The organism is Akkermansia muciniphila ATCC BAA-835, assembly GCF_000020225.1.
Lineage (GTDB): Bacteria > Verrucomicrobiota > Verrucomicrobiia > Verrucomicrobiales > Akkermansiaceae > Akkermansia > Akkermansia muciniphila.
This window is the reverse complement of sequence record NC_010655.1, coordinates 462,961-482,348: the sequence shown is the minus strand read 5'-3', so window position 1 is coordinate 482,348 and position 19,388 is coordinate 462,961. Positions and strand designations below refer to the sequence as shown.

General features: G+C 57.2%; 12 protein-coding genes. 9 read left to right on the top strand and 3 right to left on the bottom strand.

Features of this window, described 5'->3' with window-relative positions; genetic code table 11:
* Positions 1-8: 8 nt before the first annotated feature.
* Both bioD and AMUC_RS02205 read left to right on the top strand, forming a co-directional pair.
* Positions 9-650: a dethiobiotin synthase gene (gene bioD / locus AMUC_RS02210; protein ID WP_012419452.1), complete on the top strand. Its 642-nt coding sequence runs from the start codon at positions 9-11 to the stop codon at positions 648-650.
* A 194-nt stretch (positions 651-844) separates the two neighbouring features.
* The gene (locus AMUC_RS02205; RefSeq protein WP_012419451.1) at positions 845-3,013 is read left to right on the top strand and encodes a family 20 glycosylhydrolase; all 2,169 of its coding nucleotides are present in this window, start codon (positions 845-847) and stop codon (positions 3,011-3,013) included.
* A 12-nt stretch (positions 3,014-3,025) separates the two neighbouring features.
* Here AMUC_RS02205 and AMUC_RS02200 read toward each other — a convergent pair whose 3' ends face one another.
* Positions 3,026-4,405, bottom strand: a complete 1,380-nt coding sequence (locus AMUC_RS02200; RefSeq protein ID WP_042448657.1) for an alkaline phosphatase family protein — start codon at positions 4,403-4,405, stop codon at positions 3,026-3,028.
* 53 nt (positions 4,406-4,458) lie between these two features.
* Here AMUC_RS02200 and rph point away from each other — a divergent pair, with 53 nt between their 5' ends.
* Both rph and AMUC_RS02190 read left to right on the top strand, forming a co-directional pair.
* Positions 4,459-5,271 carry a ribonuclease PH gene (gene rph, locus AMUC_RS02195; protein WP_012419449.1) on the top strand — a complete coding sequence of 271 codons (813 nt, stop codon included), beginning with the start codon at positions 4,459-4,461 and terminating at the stop codon, positions 5,269-5,271.
* Positions 5,272-5,463: 192 nt separating this feature from the next.
* Positions 5,464-6,222 (top strand): type II secretion system protein, encoded by a 759-nt coding sequence (locus tag AMUC_RS02190; protein WP_012419448.1) that lies wholly within the window; start codon positions 5,464-5,466, stop codon positions 6,220-6,222.
* Positions 6,223-6,810: 588 nt separating this feature from the next.
* On the opposite strand, the gene AMUC_RS02180 is transcribed toward AMUC_RS02190, so the two are convergent.
* Positions 6,811-8,889, bottom strand: a complete 2,079-nt coding sequence (locus AMUC_RS02180) for an alpha-L-fucosidase (RefSeq protein WP_165476995.1) — start codon at positions 8,887-8,889, stop codon at positions 6,811-6,813.
* A gap of 188 nt (positions 8,890-9,077) precedes the next feature.
* On the opposite strand from AMUC_RS02180, the gene AMUC_RS02175 reads away from it, so the two are divergent.
* Both AMUC_RS02175 and nadD read left to right on the top strand, forming a co-directional pair.
* On the top strand, positions 9,078-9,755 hold the full coding sequence (locus AMUC_RS02175; protein WP_012419445.1) for a M23 family metallopeptidase: 678 nt from the start codon (positions 9,078-9,080) through the stop codon (positions 9,753-9,755).
* Between the two features lie 10 nt (positions 9,756-9,765).
* Complete coding sequence (gene nadD, locus AMUC_RS02170; protein ID WP_012419444.1) at positions 9,766-10,347, top strand: nicotinate (nicotinamide) nucleotide adenylyltransferase; 582 nt, start codon at positions 9,766-9,768, stop codon at positions 10,345-10,347.
* 14 nt (positions 10,348-10,361) lie between these two features.
* On the opposite strand, the gene truA is transcribed toward nadD, so the two are convergent.
* The gene (gene truA / locus AMUC_RS02165; protein WP_012419443.1) at positions 10,362-11,159 is read right to left on the bottom strand and encodes a tRNA pseudouridine(38-40) synthase TruA; all 798 of its coding nucleotides are present in this window, start codon (positions 11,157-11,159) and stop codon (positions 10,362-10,364) included.
* A 114-nt stretch (positions 11,160-11,273) separates the two neighbouring features.
* Between truA and AMUC_RS02160 the strand changes: the two genes are divergently transcribed.
* Genes AMUC_RS02160 through AMUC_RS02150 form a run of 3 tightly spaced genes read left to right on the top strand, consistent with a single transcriptional unit; the run spans position 11,274 to position 19,373 of the window.
* A complete protein-coding gene (locus AMUC_RS02160; protein ID WP_128804712.1) occupies positions 11,274-12,572 on the top strand; it encodes a hypothetical protein in 1,299 nt (432 codons plus the stop codon).
* On the top strand, positions 12,572-17,755 hold the full coding sequence (locus tag AMUC_RS02155) for a hypothetical protein (RefSeq protein WP_012419441.1): 5,184 nt from the start codon (positions 12,572-12,574) through the stop codon (positions 17,753-17,755). The genes AMUC_RS02160 and AMUC_RS02155 overlap by 1 nt, the downstream gene beginning before the upstream one ends.
* Positions 17,742-19,373 (top strand): hypothetical protein, encoded by a 1,632-nt coding sequence (locus tag AMUC_RS02150; RefSeq protein WP_012419440.1) that lies wholly within the window; start codon positions 17,742-17,744, stop codon positions 19,371-19,373. The genes AMUC_RS02155 and AMUC_RS02150 overlap by 14 nt, the downstream gene beginning before the upstream one ends.
* Positions 19,374-19,388: the final 15 nt, after the last annotated feature.

The following is a 19,388-nucleotide window of genomic DNA, read 5'->3' as shown; positions in this document are numbered from 1 at the left end:
TTACCGTTATGAGGAATTTCATTGTTACCGGTACCGATACGGAAGTCGGTAAAACTTATGTGAGCTGCCTGATCGTCAAATCTCTAAGAGAAGCGGGCATCAATGCCGCCGGGTTCAAACCCGTGGCCTGCGGAGACAGGCAGGATGCCCGCCTTTTGCGCGAAGCCGGGCCGAAGGATCTGACGCTGGATGAACTGAATCCCGTTTTTTTGAGGAATGCCACGTGTCCTTATGTGGCCGCACGGCTGGAGAATACGAAAGTGGATGAAAAGGTTATCCTGCGGGCTTATGACGCTTTGTCCGCCGCACATGAGTGCGTGGTGGTGGAAGGGGTGGGAGGATGGGAAGTCCCGATTGGCCCCGGAAGGAATTTCAGCGATATGGCTGCGGATTTCAAGCTGCCTGTTCTTCTGGTGATCGGCAACAAGCTGGGAGCCATCAACCATGCCCTGTTAACGCTGAATGCAATCAAGGAACGCGGCCTGGAATGCCTGGGCATCGTGTTCAATAATGTGAAAGATGAATGGGATACTGCCTGCGTGACGAACAGGAGCATGGTGGAGGAGTTTTCCGATGCGCCCATTCTCGGCGAATTGATTCACGGGCAGGATTACATGGACATGGACGTCCTGCTGGAACGTTTGCACTGACTGGAGGAGTCTGTCTGGCGAATGAACGGGACGATAGCGAAGACGCCCGTTCGTTATTGCCGGATTTGCGGAGGGAAACAGCGATATGGAGGAATAAGCATGTCGGTGTTGGAGAGGATGGGAAAAGCATTTGGTTTCCCAGTTGAGAAAGCCCTGTTTTGACAGGAGCGGAGATGGAATGCCGTAGTTAAGGAATGCTTTTGTTCAGAGTGTTCAGCATTCCCGTACGGTTTTTTATTGCCTTGCTGATTTATTTTTCATGGGGGCCGCTGGCCGGAGGGGTGGTTACCGCGCCTGTGCCGGAGTTTTCTTCCCCCGCGCTTATTCCATATCCTTCCAAAGTCGTCAGGGGCGCGGGCGAGGCAGGTTTCAGGAGCGTTCATGTGAAGGTTGGTTCGGATGTTCCTGGCAGGGATGATTTGATGAAGGAGATCAAGGACATATTCAGGACTTCCGGCATTCAGGGTTCCCTGAATAGTGGGGGGGCTGCTGAAGGTGCCATGACATGGGAATTGTTTCCGGACGCCAGGATGAAAGGAGAGGGGTATGACCTGTCCGTCGGATTGGGAAAAGCAACCGTCAGGGCAGGAAGTTTTGGCGGTTTTTTTAACGCTCTTCAAACGCTGCGGCAACTGGTTTTCAATAGAGAAGGGGAATTTGCCATGCCTGTTGTGCGTATTAGTGACAAACCCGCTTTCGTCCTGCGGGGAATTATGCTGGATGTGGGGCGTTATTACATGTCTCCTGCCTTGATCAAGGAGGTGATGCGCCGTCTTTCCCGCTATAAGATTAATACGCTGCATCTTCATTTGACGGATGATCCCGCATGGAGGCTGGAAGTGAAGAAGTATCCGGCCCTGACGGATGGGGCTTTTCATTGGAAGTCCCGGCTCCCGGGGCGGTTTTATACACAGGCTCAATTGAAGGATCTGACGGATTATTGCGCCCGGTTGAATATCCAGGTGATTCCGGAGATTGACATGCCGGGACACAGCCAGCCTTTTGCCAGGGCCATGAAGACCGGCATGCAGACGGAGAAGGGTGTTTCCATATTGAAGGATGTCGTGGACGAGGCCGTTTCCCTGTTTCCCGGGAGGTTTTTCCACATGGGATCCGACGAGGCGCACATTTCCATGAAGGATTTTATCCCACGTATGGCGGAGCATATCCGCGGGAAGGGCAAGGAGGTGGTCGTGTGGTCTCCGGGCGGCCCGCACGATAAGGATTCCGTATTGATGTGCTGGGGAGAGAACGAGGCCGGCGCCAGGATGGATAAGAATATGAAGCGCATCGACAGCAATGGTTTTTACATTGACTGGGCGGATTCCCAGTCCGGCGTGTACCAGGTGTTTTTCCAGCAGCCCTGCGAGGTGCCTCAAGGGGATGATAAGGCGTTGGGGGCCATCATGCCCGTGTGGTGCGACGGAAACCTGAGCAGTGAGAGGCGGGTGCTGGAACAGTATCCGTTTTATCCTTGTGCATTGACGTTTGCAGAGCGTGTCTGGCGCGGAAGCGCTACCAAGAGGAGGGATTATATGGCCCAGCTTCCCCCCAGGGGAACGGACGGCTGGAAGGAATTCCGGGAGTTTGAACAGCGTTTGGCTTTCCATCGTGATCATTTTTTCCAAGGCGTTCCTTTTGCCTATGTGAAACAGGCGGACGTTGCCTGGAGCCTGGTGGGGCCATTCGACCACCGGGGGAAGAATGATACCTCTTTTGAACCGGAAAGAAGAATAGCCCCTTCCTACAGGGACGGGGACAGGATACTGGCCTGGAAGAAGACTCCTGTTTACGGCGCCGCCGTACATGTCAGGCATCTTTTTGCGATGTTCAACATGCACCGGAACCAGTACCGGACGGACCACTGGCCCACGCTGATGTCAAGGGAGGTTGGAAAGGAGGATGGAACCTGCTATGCTCTGACTTTCATCCGCAGCCCCAGGGAGCAGGAGGTGTGGCTGATGTTTGGCCTGAACGGCATGTGGGGGCATTCAGGCGGGTACCGCAGCGCACGCGCCCCTGAACAGGGAAGCTGGGATTTTTCCGGCGGGGACGTATGGTTGAACGGAAGGCGCGTGAACCCTCCCAGGTGGCCTTTCAAGAGCCTGCCCTGGACGGGGTGGGGAAAGGGGCGCATTGAAGAAGCTCCTCTGACCTGGGAAGGGTATTTTTTCCGCCCTCCTGTAAAGATCAAGCTCCGCAAGGGGTTGAACCGTGTATTGATCCGCAGCGTGTTCGGGCACTGGAAGGGAGACGACGGCCAGAGAAGCTGGTTTTTCTGCTGCATTCCCGTCCTGTGGGACGGCATTCATTACCGGGAGGTTCCCGGCCTGGAATATGACCCCCGTCCGGATGCCCGCTGAGGGGAACCGCTATTATTCTTTTTCAAAGACGGAGAGGATGGCTTGATGGACATCCTCAGCAGCATGGATTTCCGGCAGGAAGGCCGGGCCGATGAATACGGGCTGCTGGTTTGCAGGCACCCGGTCTCTGCCATGGGAGCCTTTCACCTGGTCGCCATTGAGGGGGATAACTTTCATCAGGGCGCGGAACCCCAGCTTTTTTTTCAGCAGAAAGGCGGCGGCATGGAACATGGGGAGGGTAAGGCCCGGATCAAAGAACATTTCCGCGGGGTCATAGCCGGGTTTGCGGTGGATGTCCACGCAGCGGGCGAAGTCCGGCGCCTTGGTGTCATCCAGCCAGTAATAGTAGGTGAACCATGCATCCGGGGCTGCGACGGCGGTGAATTCCGGCAGGCGTTCCAGAGCCGCGGAAGAAAGGCCGGAGAAGTCCGTTTCCCTGATTTCTTCCACTCCGGGTGTGGCGGAGAGCAGTGCTTTCACTTCTTCTTTTACGGAAGGATCATTGATGTAGATATGGGCAGTCTGGTGATCCGCCACGGCAAAGGCGCGGGAGGCGCCGCAGTCCAGCATTTCCGTACCCATTTCCGGTTTGACGGTAATCCAGCCCCGTTCCCGGAAGAGGCGGTTGAGGGCAATGCTGCGGGATACGTCGGAAATACCGTATTCACTGAGGACGACGGGGGTGACGCCTTCCCGTTCCAGAAAGTCGATCAAGTCGCAGAGAAGACCGTCCATAGCCTCTGCCGCGTGGGCAGCCTGGGTCGAGGACGGTCCGAATTTCTGAAGGTCATAGTCCAGATAGGGCAGATAGATGAGGCTGAGGTCAGGGCGATGTTTCCGTTCCACCCACCGGGCGGAGTCTGCTATCCATTGGGAGGACTGAATCCCTGCCATGGGGCCCCAGAAGGTGGGGAAGGGGAATTCTCCCAGATCCTTTTTAATGGTTTCCCGGAGTTCCATGGGTTGGGTGTAAATGTCGAAGATCTTGCGGCCGTCTGCCGGGTACATGGGGCGCGGCGTGATGGTCCAGTCCGCCGTGGAATACATGTTGTACCACCAGAAAAGTTTGGCGCAGGTGAAGCCGGAACCGTACCGTTCCCTCAGTTTCTCCCAGAGGCGCGGGCCCTGCACCAGCTTGTTGGACTGCTTCCAGAATTGGATTTCACACATATTCCGGTTGTACCATCCGTTGCCGGGAATGGCGTGCTCCCGCGGGGAAAGCCCTGTCACGTAGGTGCTCTGGGCAGAGCAGGTGAGGGCCGGAAAGGCCGGGGGGAAGGAGGAAACGCTCCGCCCCTCCGCCCAGGCGGAGAGCCGCGGCATGTGTTCCATCATCTGGCGGGAAAGGGCCACCACGTCAATGACGGCCACACGGGTGCGAGGGTGTTTCATGGGAGGGATATTAGCGGTTTGGAACGGGAATTCCATCTTTCCATTTGAAAAAGATGACGGCATCCGTCATGATTCCCCGCATGGAACGTCAGGATAAACGACTTGTGGACCAGTTGCGTCCGATCAGCTTTGAAACGGGTATCGCCCCGAATGCCACGGCTTCCGTGCTGGTGACTTTCGGACGCACCAAGGTGATTTGCGCCGTTACGATTGAGGAGGATGTACCCCGCTGGATGAAGGTTCAGCGTGTGGAGGGAGGATGGCTGACGGCGGAGTATTCCATGCTTCCCTATTCCACGCTTGACCGTAAACGCCGGGATATTACGGCGGGGAAACTGGACGGACGTTCCAGCGAGATCCAGCGTCTGATCGGCCGTTCCCTGAGGGCGGCCGTGGATCTGGGCAAGATCGGCCAGCGCACGATTTGGGTGGATTGCGACGTTTTACAGGCTGATGGCGGTACCCGCACCGCTTCCATTACCGGGGCTTCCGTAGCTCTGGCCATTGCCGTGAACAAGCTTGTCGCGGAAGGAAAGCTGGCGGAGTCTCCCATGAAGAGGCTGGTTTCCGCCGTATCCGTGGGAATACTGGAGGGAGAGGCTCTGCTGGATCTCTGCTATGTGGAGGATAAGGATGCGGAAGTGGATATGAATCTGGTGATGACCGACCAGGGAGAGTTTGTGGAGGTGCAGGGGTCCGGTGAAGAGGCCGTGTTCACGGCGGATCAGATGAACCGGATGCTGGAATTAGGCCGCAAGGGGCTGGAAGAGATCGCGGAACTCCAGCGGCAGGTGATTGCCGAGGAGGACAGGCCGTCCGCCGGAGCTTTGGAAGGGTTGAGTTCCTTTTTCGGCAGCGGCAGGTAGGATTTTTCCCCATGGCCCGGTATTTTCCGGGCCTTTTGCAGGGGGGCTGCGGCAGAGTTTTCACTCCTTGCAGGACCAAGATTTTTATGAGAATATGCTTGTCCTGACTGGGAAATCGCGTTAATAGTAGAAACGAACATAGATAACCACGTACGGTTTTCTTAAACTGTAAACATTCCATCATATCCAACAATGAAAGTATCTTTTGCAACACACCAGTTACGCAGGGGGTTTACCCTGATTGAACTCTTGGTTGTCATTGCCATTATCGCCCTGCTGGCTTCCGTGGCCTATGGTCCTATCCTGAACCAGATCAACAAAGGCGACCAGATGCAGGCCCTGACCAACATGAAGAACGTGGGCGTAGCGATGAACGAGTTCAAATCCAACAGCAAACTGGGCAATTTCCCCGATGACATCACTGCCGACCGCGTTGTTGCCCAGCATAATTATATGAGCGGCCTGGGCGCACTTCAGGGCGATACTTCCAATGACTATTTCCGTCAGCTTCTGGGCAATGAGTCTGTTTCCGAAAGCAACTTTTACGCCAAAGTTCAGACTCCTTCCGGCGGTTCCACCGTTACTCCCAACGGTGAAATTTACGACGGTCAGGCCCTGACCCCCGGTGAAGTGGGTATTTCCTACGTCATGCGCAAGGGTGACAATAACAAGAAAGTGGGTATTGGAAGTTCCGTGGGGGAATATCCCCTGATGGTCACTTCCGTGCTTCCTGGTGAAGACGGCAGCACCGTTGTGGCTGGCAATGCCGTGCGTTTTGACCCGGAAAGCTTCCGCGGCAAGGTTCTGATTTTCACGACTGCCCAGAGTGCCAAGACCCTGGAACTGGACGACAACGACAACCTTCAGGATACCTTCATTCCCAAGAGAAGGGGCAAGGACATCAGCGACCAGTTCCTGATCCTCACGCCTGATTTCAGCGGCCAGGAGTAAATTCGCCGCCGGCATGATTTGCACAGGGCGCATCCAAAAGGATGCGCCCTTTTTCATACCTGATTTTTGAAAAGGAAAGCTTCTGTTTTGCGGAAATCCCTCGCTGAGTTGACCGGGTCTTCCCGTTGTTTGCTTAAAATAGATTTTACGATGTAAGGAAAAGCGCCAGGTTTTCCGACGGCAGGGAGAAGATTGTTCGTACAAACAGGAAATGGAACAGAAGCCTTCCGGAGATGATATCGTGGCTGATTTCAGTCGGTAGGCGTTTTTCCCGGGGTTCTGCCGTTGGCATGGGTTGCAGGGCTTTTTCCGATTTCAATATGTTCCGCATACCGGCGGTGGCTGAAAAAGGCAGCCATGCAGGAGCCGTCCCTTTGGACTTTTGGCCGTTGCGGCGATATACGGGACATTCCCAGCCTATTGAAGCGCTGCAGGGGGAGTTGGACGGAATTCTGGCCTGTCCTTTCCCGTTTTCCTTGATGCCGGTTTGTCTGCCGGAGCCTGTTTTGCAAATGGGTTCGTGCCGCAAAAAAGGCATTCCGGCCGTAAAAAACCGGAATGCCCTGGTGAGAAAAGTCAGGGAAGTTTTTATTTGCCTGCGGGAGTGCCGAAAACGTTTATTTCCGCAGCGGAAGCGCTGTTGCCGTCCAGAGAACTGGTGCCGATGAAGCGGAAGTAACGCACAGGTCCGTTCATGTTTTTGAGATTAACGGATTGCTCAATGGGGTTAGCGCGCAGGTTGGAGAATTCCCCTTCCGCCACTTTCGTCCAGTTTTTCCCATCCGCGCTTACTTCAAATTGGTATTTATCCGTCATGCCGGAGGTTTTTCCATCCTGTCTGGGCAGGTAGGAGAAGCTGGAAACCTGGTACGGTTTTCCCATATCCACCACAAAGGATTGAGGCGCTTCCGCCTTGGCAAGCCATGAGGTTTCCGGATTGTCGTCTATGGCCGCCGCCGCATTCCCGGATGTGGCGGTTTTCACTTTCCATCCGGTTTTGCTGATGCCGAATTTGGCCTGGCTGACAGGGCCCAATTTACCATTGGAGAATTGGCAGCGAGCCTTGACAATGCCGCTTTCCGTAAATTTAGCACCCTGGCTGTAAACGGGAGATCCTGCTTTGGGTTCGCTGCCGTCCGTCGTGTACAGGATTTTATTTTTGCCGTCCGCAATGATGACGAGGTTGTCTCCGCGGCGGAAGATGGAGGGCCGCACGGCGCCCGCAGGCTGGCGGAAGAGGGAGAATTCCGAGATGCAGGGAGTGGCCTGGCTGCCCGTGATGCGCAGGCGCAGTTTCTGGGTAGTGATGGGGCGGTTCAGGCGGCGCATGACCTGGTTGCCGATGGTTTTCCCTTCATTGTCGATACAAACCCATTTGCCATTGACGAAAGCGTCAATATTGAAGGAGTCCACGCGTTGTCCCAGACGTGTTTGTTCGCGCAGCCGGATGACGTCGAAAGTGGCGGGTTTGGGCAGCGTAATAACGGCGGTGGGGGTCAGGTTGTCATCTTCCACGGCCCAGTAAGTTTCAATGTTGCCGTCCGTCATGTTGGAGGGCGAGAATTTTTTGTCGTTGCCGCGCGTCTGGCTGGCTGTGACGGTTGCTCCCAACGCGTAGTCCCTGGCATATAGCTTGTCGCGCAGTTCTTTGAATTCCAGCAGGGATTTGACATCCGCAGGATCCAGTCTGCCCGTTTTGTCCGCCGCCACGTTCAGAATGAGGTTGGCCCCGCGGCCTACGGAATCAAACCATACCTGCATAAGTTCTTCAGGGGATTTGACGCGGGATGCCTGTCCCTGGTGCCAGAACCAGCCGGCATGGTTGATGGTGGTGTCTCCTTCCGCAGGCACCCAGCGTTCTCCGCCGCGTTTTCCGGTGCCTCCGCCCCCGCCGTTCAGCCCTACAGTGCTCCAATGGGGATAATTGACGTGGCCTTTTTCGGAGCCTCCCCAGCGGGCGTCTCCGTAGTGGCCCGCTCCCCAGATGATGCAGCTGGGCTGGATTTTGCGGATCATTTCCACGATTTTTTCAAAGTTGTAGTATTTTTCCGCGTCACCGATATTGCGCTTTTCCCTGGCTCCTCCGTAATAGCCATCTCCTCCGTTGGCTCCGTCAAACCAGATTTCAAAGACAGGCCCGTAATTGGTCAGCAGTTCCCGGATTTGTTTATAGTAAACGTCCAGGTAGCCATCCTTGCCGTAATCCGCGTTGTTGCGGTCCCAGGGGCTGAGGTAGGTGCCGAATTTGATGCCGTGCTTTTTGCAGGCAAGGGCGAATTCCCGGACTACATCTCCTTTTCCGTTTTTCCAAGGGCTCTTGGTGATGTTGTGGTCCGTGGATTTGGTGGGCCAGGCGCAGAAGCCGTCATGATGTTTGGCCGTGTAAATCATTCCTTTCATTCCGCCTTTTTTAAAGGTGGAGACGATATCGGAGGCATTGAAATCCGTGGGGTTGAAAATTTTCGGGTCTTCATCGCCGTAACCCCACTCCCGTCCCGTGAACGTATTCAGGCCAAAGTGGATGAAGCCGTAGAATTCCATGCGCTGCCAGTTGATTTGGGCGGGTGTTGGAATCGCGCCGTATGGTTTGGGTGGTGCTGCGGTCCAGCCGGGCAGCATGGAGGAAGAGAGAACCGTTCCGAGGAAGAGTGTGGTTAGTTTGTTCATGCGGAAAAAAGTGTGTTGAAAAATACGAAAATCGCTCCTCCCTTCTTTCATACGGAGGCTTTGCTGTCAAGTTGAAAGGAAGTGGGAAACATGGGGGAGCGTGTTAGTGAATTCTAACTCCGACATGCGGGGAATTCCGCTTGATACGGAGTAGGGAGCCGTTTAGCATACAAAGGACTTTCGTTCCCATGTCCTATTTCCGTTTTTTACTGCTGGCGCTGGTTTTTCTGACCGGTTCCGCGTTGATCAGCGAGAGCGCTCCCGTTTACATGGCCCGGCGGGACAGCAAGTTTGCGCTTGTTCCTCTTTGTGACGGTTTTGATTTTCCGGTAGGAAAGCCTGACGGCAACGGCTATTACCGGTCCCGCGGTCTGCGTCTGAAAAGCCCCCGTCACATGGGTGAGGATTGGAACGGCAATAAAGGAGGCAATTCCGATTTGGGCGATCCCGTTTATTCCGTAGGCCACGGGGTGGTAACTTATGCGGCGGACGCCCGGGGCGCGTGGGGAAAGGTGGTGATTGTGCGCCATGCTTTCCGCGAACCCAAGTCCGGAAAGGTTCTTTGCTGCCAGACGCTTTATTCCCATTTGAACGATATTAACGTTGTTTTGGGGCAGTTGGTGCTGCGCGGCACCCAGGTGGGCACTATCGGCACGAACCGCGGCATGTATCCGGCCCATCTTCATGTGGAGCTGCATTACAATCCGGATGTGAATTGCGGCCATCAGGGGATTCCCAAGACGGAGCGCAATTACGGCCGCCTGACGGATTTTATTACCCGCTTCCGCCGCCTGCCTCTGGAGAAAAGGATGGTGCGCGTTCCCATCGGCGGGTTTCTGCCTTACAAGGGAACGGAAGGACTCTGACTTCTGGTGGATGACGGTGAAGCTGTGTATTTTCGGCGGTTCGTTTGATCCCGTGCATGAGGGGCACGTTTGCATGGCCGAGCATGCTCGGAAATATTGCGGAATGGACCGCGTGCTGTTTATGCCGTGTTCCCTGTCTCCGCTGAAGGAGCAGGCCCCCTCCGTGACGGATGACCAGCGCTGCCGGATGATTGAGCTGGCTGTTCAAGGGCTGGATTGGGCCATGCTTGACCGGACGGATTTGGAACTTCCGCCTCCTTCGTGGTCGTGGAGGGTGGCTGAGAGGACGGCGGAGCGTTATCCCGGTGCAGAATTGTTCTGGCTGATGGGCAAGGATCAGTGGGATTCTCTGGAACAGTGGGGACGCTGGGAATATTTGTCCAGCCTGGTGACGTTCATTGTTTACCGCCGCGGCGGGGTTCCATCACCCAGGAAAGGGGTGCGCGCCCTTTTCATAGAAGGGGATGAACCCGCTTCTTCCACCCGCATACGGCATGATTTGCGTTCGGGCGTATGTCCGGTTCCCCATCTGAACCGGAAAGTGGAGGCGCTGATCAGGAGGGAAGGGCTGTACGGTACGGCACGCGTCTAGAAGGACGGCTGTTTTCAGTTTATTTTCTTTTTGTCTCCGAACGTTTCTTCCGGGTAATGGACCCTCATCAGCGTGAGTCCGTCCGGCGGGGCGCAAAACGGGCTTTTGTCATCCGGGAGCGGAGCGTTGATGAGGCGAGCCAGTTCTTCCAGCGTTATTTTTCCACGTGCGGCTTCATGGGCGGCTCCCGTCATGAGGCGCACCATTTTGTAGAGGAAGCCCGTTCCGGTAAAGGTGATGAAGACATGTTCCCCTGTCTGTGCCACTTGTGTCTGCGTGATGGTTCGGCGGAAGTAACCCTCCGGAATAGGGCGCGGTTCATTGCCGCGCAGGGCGGCAAAAGCAGTGAAGTCATGCGTTCCCCGGAATAGGTGTACCGCCTGTTCCAGAATATCCACGCTCCATGCCAGCGGGCGGTGCCAGGCCAGCCCGGCGTCAAAAGGGTTGAGGATGGGTGCGCGTGAAATGCAGTAACGGTAGGTTTTTCCCGTGGCGCTGAACCGGGCATGGAAACCGGGAGGAACGTATTCCGCATGGGTAATCCGGATGGTTCGGGGAAGGCGCGTGTTGAGCGCGGCAGGCCATTTGTCCGCAGGAATGCGGTGGGTATCCGGAGCGTCTGCATGAAAAACCTGGCCCAGAGCATGAACGCCGGCGTCTGTCCTGCCGGAACCGTGGATACGGCAGGTGGTTCCAAAGAGTCCGGAAAAGGCTCGTTCCAGCACGTCCTGGACGGTACGGCCTCCCGGCTGGCTTTGCCAGCCCAGATAAGGGCGTCCGTCATATGCGGCGGTGAAACGAATGCGGGTCATAGGGGTGATTGTGTTGGAACGGCCCGGTTTTGGCAAGCGGCAAGTGCCGGACGGTGACGGTTTGGAATGGATGCCGTGCGTTCCATCCGCTCTTTAGCTTGGAAGCCGTTAAAGATGGCTATACGAATACAGGATTTTGGAATGTTGCATGTGGCTCCGGATTTGTCCGGCGTGATTCCGTTGAATGCTTTTGAAGCACAGGCCGCCAGTGTGCGGGATCTGGCGGCGGGCGTGATGGATGTGTCCGGAGTGGCGGGAACCGCGCTGAAGGAAATGCAGGAGGTGAGGGATGCCGGCCAATGGGCGCAGGCCCGTGACGGGATGTATCGTTTTGAACAGGACGTGATGCGGGAGCTGGAAGCCGGAGGGGATTCGGAACACCTTCAGGAGAGATGGAAGAAGGCGCTGTCAGAACGGCTTCCTTCCTATCTGCCTGCCCGTATGTCCGGCCCGGTTAGGGAGCGCGTGGCCATGGCGAGAGAGAATCTGGAGACTGCCGGGAGCATTTATTTGCAGAAGATGTCCCATCTGGGGCAGTTGGAGGAGGCGCGCCGGTATTGGGCCGGGGGGGTGGAGTCTGCCGTGGAGCAGGGAGAGGCCGCTCTGGCCGAACGCAGGATTAAGGAGGGCAGCGGAATATTTGTAACGGGAGAGGAGGCTTCCCGCATGGCGGAAGAAGCGCATTCCCGCGCAGCGCTGAACCGGGCGGTGGAGGAGGTCCGCCGTGATCCGGCGGCCGCTGTAAGCATCGTTTCCCGGCAGGAGAAGATGCCGGAAACTCCGGAGGAAAAGAAGGTGGCGGAAGAGGCTGCGGCAGCGTATGGGGAGTTGAAGCGGCGTTATGCGGATGCTCTGGCGGCCACCGTGTCCGGCGGCGGGTTGCTGCGGGATGACGGATTGGCGAATGCTGAAAAGCATGGCTTGATCAGTTCCGAGCAGCTAAGGCGTTATACGGCTTCCCGTGACCGGAGGCAGACGGCGGAATTTTCCGGTATCAGCATTCCGGAGGACGATATGCTGTTGTGCCGCATGACCTCGCTGATTGATGAGGATTGCGGAGGGGAGGAAGATGCTGACGCCCTGATAGAAGTGGCCACTTCAGGTTTGCCTGCCGTTCAGGTGGAAAGGCTTCTCCGGCGACGCGAGGTGATGTTGGGCATACCCCGCGAATTGCGCCGCGCTGCTTCCCGTCGCCTGTCCGCCATGTTCCGGAATGGCGCATGGGGGCCGCCTGAGGATGCCCGTGCGGCAGAGGAATGGAAGCGTGTCCAGACGGAATTGGCAGAGGCGGTGAAGAGGGCCCCGGAGCAGCCGGCTGCGGAGATGGAAAAGGTTTTTGAGAAAGAGAAACGCCTCCAGGATGCCGGCTGGGTGGGGTTTTCAGATATGAATAACGGAAAAGAAGGAAAGTGATGATGGAAGATAATGGAACCAGGGAACAGACAGGGGCGCTCCCGCTGGAAGGGAGTTTTCCGGAAGCGGTTCCCGGAACTGTGGGGGAAAGCCATATTCGGAAAGGGAACGCAGTGTTTTCCGTACCTTCCGGCACGGAAAAATTCCCGGAACGGGAGTCGGAAAGGGAAGAATATTGGAATAGCGTATTGACGGGGGATGTGATGACCATTCCGCGGGAAGTGAGGCTGAAAGCGGAGGCGATGTATCCGGAAGGGACGGCGGACCGGGAAAGAATTGCCGCGTGCGTCATGCAGTCCTGGGTGGCGGATTCTGGCGCGATTCCCCGTGAACGCATCCGGAGGGACTGGAAGAGTATCCGGGAACAGGTGGCGCGGCAGTATGGAGCGTCCGGCAAGTCTGATGACGAATTGTTCGTGGCAGTTTCCATGCACAATCAGGTACGCCTTTCCCGGAGGGATGCTTTGTTTGAATTATACCAGGAAGAGTATGAACGTGCTCTGTCCGGTGGCGGAACGGTTCCTGACGAACGGGGAAGGGAAGCCATTTCCGCATGGCCGGAAGATTTGCAGGCTGTGGCGCGACAATTGAAAGGCAGGGCCGTATCCGATGCTCTGGATGACAGGAACCGTCTGGCGGATGCCGCCGGGATCATCCGCAAGGGATTGGAGGGGCTGGTAGCCAGTGAGGAGCCGGTGAAGGAAGGTTTTCCCGCCATGCAGCTGAACCGGAAAGCCGTTGCCGGAGTTCCGGACGTCATACGCGCCGTGGATTGCCTGGCTTCCCTGGGGGATGGAGACCGTCAGAAGGTGTTCCGCATGATGGCTCCCTATTTGCGTTCCCGTCCCGCCTTTCGGGATGCCCTGGGGGGGGCGCTTAAACGCGGTGCGGCAGAGGTTGCGGAGAATGCGGCCCAGCTGGCCGTAAACGGCGCAGCATGGCTCCTGCCGGAGGGACGGGAAAAGGAGGCGCTGGACAATTATTCCCGGAGTTTTGAAGAACTGAGGAATTTTGCCAGGATGGAGTTTGCCCCGCTGCGTGGGGGAAAGGATTCCCCCTGGTTCCGGGAGATGCTGGTGGACATGGCCCAGCAGGGAGCGTCCACGGCTTTGGCGTTTTGCGGCCCTGCCGGGCTTGGCATGTTGATGGCGGGGGAGACGGGGCGCCATATGGCGGAGGCCCGGAGCATGAACCCGGACGGCGTGTTTGATGCCCAGATGGGGGGAGCTGTCGTCTCCGGCGGGGTGAATACCTTGCTTTCCTTCGGAATGACGAAACTGGGCCAGAAGATGTTGGGGCAGGGAATGCGGGCGTTCCGGGCCATGAGGCCCGCATCAGGGAATCCTGGTGCGTTTTTTCCCGGAATGGGAGCCGTTGCGGCGGATGCCGTGAAGATGGAGGCGGAAAATAAATTGATGGAGTTGACGCCCATGGTCGTTCAGGAAGGCGTGGGAGCTCTTACGAATAAGGCGTCCGGTGTGGACTGGGAGGGATGGAAGGCCAGACAGGCTTCCGCGGATGACCAGTTGAGGGAGGCCGTCATGATGATGCCTTTCCTGCTGATAGGCGCGGGAAAGGTCGCTCTGAACCATTTCCGCCATGCCGGAATGCTGCTTGGAGACGGTTCCCCTCTGAAAGTATTCGGAATTCCGGATGAAACGGTTTCCAGGATTTTGCAGGATAAGGATGTAAACCGTGCCGGGGAATTGTTGCAGAAGTCCCTGCGTAATTCTCCGCTGTGGGGGTCTTTGTACATTTCCAGGAAGGCTTTGGAGTGGTCTCGCGCCCTGGATGAAGCCGGAGAGCCTTTTTTGAAGACGGAACAGGATGTGAGAGATTTTTTGGATTTGCCTTCTCCTGTACGTACAAAGCCTTGGAAGATGCGGGATTTCCCCGAATCGGAAGCGGTGTTGAAAAAGCTTTTTCCTCATCCGGATTATGTTACGGCCAGAACCAAGTGGCTGTTGCGTGCTGGTCTGCCCCGCGTGGGTGAAGCCGCCGCAGCGGACGGGCAGCTTGTTTATGCGGCGGAACCGGCTCCCGGTGTGGAGATGAAGCGAACGCAGGGCCGGCCTTCCGTAGAGGAGGCTCTTTCTTCCTGGTATGAGACTCTGGGCCGTATGGAAGAGGAAGATTTGGGTCTGGTCCGGAACAGGAACGGACGGGAAATCCCATGGCGTTTAAGGAATGCGGAGGAATATGATATTCATGCGGATGCTTTGCGCCGAGCGTTTGTGGCGGACAGGCTGAAGAAGCGCTCCTATCGGCCGTACAGGATGTTGCTGCTGGCTTATCCGGAAGAGGAGGGGCGCCGTGCGGGTTTTTCCGGCAGGGACTGGGACGCCGTTACGGAGGATATGGATCTGCGGACACGAGCCAATGTTTATGAAGGAGTGATGGAACGGGTACACGGCGTGCCGCATGAAGAGGCGTCCGGGCATGTGGCTTTTCGTTTATGGAAGTCGTTTTGCCGGGATGAAGGCGCCTGCGGCAGGGCGCGCCGGTGGCTGGAGGAAGGGAGTGCGTTGCTGAATGCTCCGGATTTGTTGTCTGAATCTTTTAATCCGGACGGCCTTCCCTCCGCCCTGGCCAGGATGAGCGGCATGATGGCTTCTCTTGGCGGAGAGGAACGCCATGGGGTAAGCCCTGAGCTGCGGGAGATGAACCGCATGGTATGGGGAACCCAGGCGGATGTGAACAGCCTGTACCACGTACTTCCCAACATGAAGGAATTTGACGTGCATGTGGGGCGCGGCTATACGCCCGTGGAGAGTTACGGGCGGTTGCTGGCCCGGTTTCTGGAGGTGGCGCCGGAGAACGTGGCCCGTTATGCCTCTGTGCTGGATGCTCCGCGGCTGCATGCCGGTCCGGAACAGGTTTCGCCGCGTATTTATCCGGGGACGCAGAAAGCGGTGGAGAGCCTTCTCCTGCTGACCCCGCGCTTGTTCCAGTCCTCACCCGGAGGGGAAGGTGCGGAAAGGCTGTGGAGAGTAAAGTATCCCAACGGAAGGTGGTCGGACTGGCATCCTTCTCGGGAGGCGGCGGAAGCGGACCTGATGGCCAATGTTTCCATGATGTTTTCTGCCGCCTGCTCGGCTAAGAGGGATTTGATCCGTAGCTGGGAATGGCATGCCCGCAACGGGCGGCCGGAATGGGATACCAATTATCTGAGGCTGACCACCGGGTTGGAAAACGTGCAGGGGGGGCGACTCCCGTGCCTGTATGACAGCCTGACGGCCATGGCGGTGGCGGATATGCTGAAAGCTGGTTACGGCGTGCGCGGAGCGGTGGGGTCCGGGGATCGTCTGGAGGTGACGGGCCGGGGGCGCCTTGCCGCTGAAACGCTGATGAGCCGTGATGCCCTGTTGGAGCGCATGAATATTCACGAAAAGTATGTGGGTTCCGTACAGAGGCTGGGCGTGGATGCGGATAATTTGCCCGTTTCCTCAGCCAAGGGGTTGGTAATGCACCGGCTGAGGCTTCACAATACGGCCAATCCCCTGGCTTTGATCGAAGACAAGGCGGAAGTCGTATGGGACCGGCTGATGCGCACGGATCAGCTTTCCCCGGAAGGCGCTTGGGAGATGTTGAAACATTTGGAACGTGTGCCGCGCCGCAGGAAGCTTCCAGGGGAAACGGAACTGATTGAAGAGTTGTCCCAGCTGTCCAAGGAGTATTTTTTTGCCCATCTGGATCATGACACCGTACCGGAAACGGTGGCTTCCTGGGCGCGTTACGGGGCCGCAATGCCTGACAGGGTTCCGGAACCTCTTGAGGAATTGGTGCGCCGGGCCGGATTGCTGAAGAAAACGCTGAGGGAGGATGCGGACACTGCCGAGTTTATGGGAATGCTCCGAGAGACGGTTGGTATGAATGAACGCATACGGGCGGAGCGCGCCTGGGATCCGGCCGGAGGGGAGGTCCGCCTCCCCATGGTGGAGCGGTACTCTCACAGCCTGATGTCCGGACGGCTGTTGTTTACCGTTCCGGATCACGTGAAAGAGGGACTGGTGCGTTCCCTGTCCGCGCTGGACGGATACGCGGGCGGTTCCGTACGCAGGATGGAGCGGCTGGCGGAAAGCCGCATGAGGGAACTGTCCCGGGCGCTTCAGGAGTTCCCCCAGCTGAATTCCTGGCGTCCGGATCCGGAACATCCCGGCCTGTACCTGCATTTGGTGAAAAAGCCGTTCCGGACCGGATTGGGACCTCTGCGCGCGAAGGATGTTTCCCTGGAGGCTTTGGGAGAACATCTTCCGGAACCCATTCTGGAAGCGCCCCTGTATGTGGAAGAAGATTTTTCCGTCAGGCGTGGCGTTCCCGCCCCTGCCGCCTGGCGTAGCCGTCCGGATGTGGTCCGGGCTGTGGAGACGCTGGATGCGGTGAGGCGGGATTTTGCAGGCCGACCGGAAGCTACGGAATCCGGGGTTAGTTGGAAAGGGAAGATTTACCGGATTGATTCCGGAGCGGCTCCCGGGGGGGTGACGTCTGCCTGGAACCGGGAACTCCCGTTGGATGAGGCCATTTCCCTGATTGGTGTTCTGGACCGCAGGCAGGAGGAACTGAGAGGCGGCATGCTTCCCTTTCTTCCTGAGCCGGAGGAAGCGCGCGCGATGTATGCCAACTGCGTGATTTACCGTGACCCGGACGACCCGGGGCATACCGTGCGCCTGATGCCGGGCATTCCGGAAAGTCCCGTACGGCAGGCACGCGCGCCCTACGTGGTACATGCATGGAACGGCGTTTATCTGGACAGCCGGGGAGCGCCTGCGGTGTCCGAACGGGATTCCTATATTCCGCTGGAGTGTTTTACGGGAGCCGGAGAGGAACCTTCCCCGGAAGATTCACGGGCGAGCCGTACCCGGTTCCTGGGCCGGATTTTGGAAACGCTGGGGGATGCGGATGCTCAGGAACGATGGTGGTGGAACAGAAGACAGGCTGTGGGATGCTTCATGGAGGATGTAATCAGGATGTATGAAGAACTGGGCGTGCGTGAGAGTTATTTGAAAGGAAAACTTGATCTGCTTGATCCCGTGATGGTGCAGGCACTCCGGTTCGTTTCCCACGTGCTGAACGATCCACTGGCATACCGCCTTCCCCTGGACAAGGGGACGGAGGCCCAGAAGGGGATGACCAGGGAAGGAGCCCTGTTGAAAGAATTAATAGAGGAGTATGGAAAATTCTAATCATTTGACGGAATCATGGAGCCTGCCGTGGCAGTCCGTCCTGTCCAGCCAGCTTTGGAGGCTGGAACACCTGTACTGGATAGAAAATAAAGCCGGTCAGCTCCAGCGTTTTTCCCTGAACAGGGCGCAGCGGCGGCTGCATGAGCGGCTGTGGTACAGGAATGACATCCTGAAGGCGCGCCAGTTGGGCATTTCTACGTATGTGGCCATGCTGATGCTGGATATGAGCCTGTTCCGGTCCAATTTCCATTGCGGAATCATTGATAAAAGCCTGCCGGACGCCCAGCAGAAACTGGCCAAGCTGCATTTTGCCTGGGACCATCTGGATTACGTGCCGCCCAACCCCTCTGCGATGGATGTGGCCCTGGCCCGGCTGGGAGAGAGAATCAAGAGCCTGTCCGGCGTGGAAAAAAAGGGGGAATGGCAACCCCGTACGTTGGCGCGCAGCCGCCTGGCTTTCTCCAATGGGAGCGATGTGCGGGTGGGGACTAATCTGCGAGGGGGAACCATGCAGTTTCTCCATGTTTCCGAGCTGGCGTATGTTTCCGTGCATGCTCCGTGGAGAGCCAGGGAAATCCGTACGGGGGCAATCAATACAGTTCCCCCCGGAGGTTTTATTCTGAAGGAAAGCACTCATGAGGGCGGACGGTACGGAGTGAATTATGAACTGACGCGCCAGGCCATGGAAAACATGGGCAAAAGCGAGCTTTCCCCCTTGGATTTCAGATTCTTTTTTTTCAGCTGGTTTGACCAGGATGAGTACACTTTGCCGGGGCGCGGCAGATGGAGCAGGGAACTGGATGAGTATTTCCTTTCTCTGGAACGGGAGACCGGAGTGGTTCTGGATGCGGGGCAGAAGAGATGGTATGCCCGGATGGCCCGGGTGATGGGCGCCTCCATGAAGCAGGAGTATCCGGGAACGCCGCAGGAGGCTTTTGCTACAGGGGAAGAAGGCAGTATTTACGGCAGCCGTATCATGGCCCTGCGGGAGCGGGGGCAGGTAGGGGTGGAGTTTGAGGCTGATCCGGACGCTCCCACTTTCACGGCATGGGATCTGGGGCTGAGTGACCATACGGCCATTTGGCTTGTGCAGATCATGGGAGACAGTTTCCACTGGCTGGACCATTATGCCGCCAGCCAGCAGCCCCTGGCCCATTACGTTGAAAAAATGAAGGACTGGGAGAAAAATCATGGTGTTGCGGTAACATTCCATCTTTTGCCTCATGATGCTGCACGGAGGGATGCGCACGGCATTTCCTATGTGGAGAATATGGGGAGGCTGGGATTGGTGAATGTGCGCGTCGTCCCCAGAACCACGGATGTCTGGCGTGGCATTAATACGCTGAGGGAATTGCTGGAGCGCAGTTTTTTCCATGCCCGCACCCAGGAAAAGGCGCGAGGCTTCTGTGGGGAAGAGGAGCCGGGAGGCGTGGAGCATCTGGAGTTGTACAGGTCCAGGCCTCCCGGCGTAGGCGGAGCCATTGCGGAAAGCCCCGTGCATGACGGGCATTCCCATACGGCGGATGCCGCACGAACCTTTGCGGAGGCTTGGTCCCATGGCCTGCTCCACGGAACCGGGAACGGCCGGGAGCGCGGCAGGCGCGCCCGGATGTGGTAACAGAGGGCAGGAGTA

Coding starts and splice junctions, on each gene's coding strand:
- bioD (WP_012419452.1), top strand. CDS start 9: ATGAGGAATTTCATTGTTACCGGTACCGATACGGAAGTCGGTAAAACT.
- AMUC_RS02205 (WP_012419451.1), top strand. CDS start 845: ATGCTTTTGTTCAGAGTGTTCAGCATTCCCGTACGGTTTTTTATTGCC.
- AMUC_RS02200 (WP_042448657.1), bottom strand. CDS start 4,405: ATGAAACACCCTCGCACCCGTGTGGCCGTCATTGACGTGGTGGCCCTT.
- rph (WP_012419449.1), top strand. CDS start 4,459: ATGACGGCATCCGTCATGATTCCCCGCATGGAACGTCAGGATAAACGA.
- AMUC_RS02190 (WP_012419448.1), top strand. CDS start 5,464: ATGAAAGTATCTTTTGCAACACACCAGTTACGCAGGGGGTTTACCCTG.
- AMUC_RS02180 (WP_165476995.1), bottom strand. CDS start 8,889: ATGAACAAACTAACCACACTCTTCCTCGGAACGGTTCTCTCTTCCTCC.
- AMUC_RS02175 (WP_012419445.1), top strand. CDS start 9,078: ATGTCCTATTTCCGTTTTTTACTGCTGGCGCTGGTTTTTCTGACCGGT.
- nadD (WP_012419444.1), top strand. CDS start 9,766: ATGACGGTGAAGCTGTGTATTTTCGGCGGTTCGTTTGATCCCGTGCAT.
- truA (WP_012419443.1), bottom strand. CDS start 11,159: ATGACCCGCATTCGTTTCACCGCCGCATATGACGGACGCCCTTATCTG.
- AMUC_RS02160 (WP_128804712.1), top strand. CDS start 11,274: ATGGCTATACGAATACAGGATTTTGGAATGTTGCATGTGGCTCCGGAT.
- AMUC_RS02155 (WP_012419441.1), top strand. CDS start 12,572: ATGATGGAAGATAATGGAACCAGGGAACAGACAGGGGCGCTCCCGCTG.
- AMUC_RS02150 (WP_012419440.1), top strand. CDS start 17,742: ATGGAAAATTCTAATCATTTGACGGAATCATGGAGCCTGCCGTGGCAG.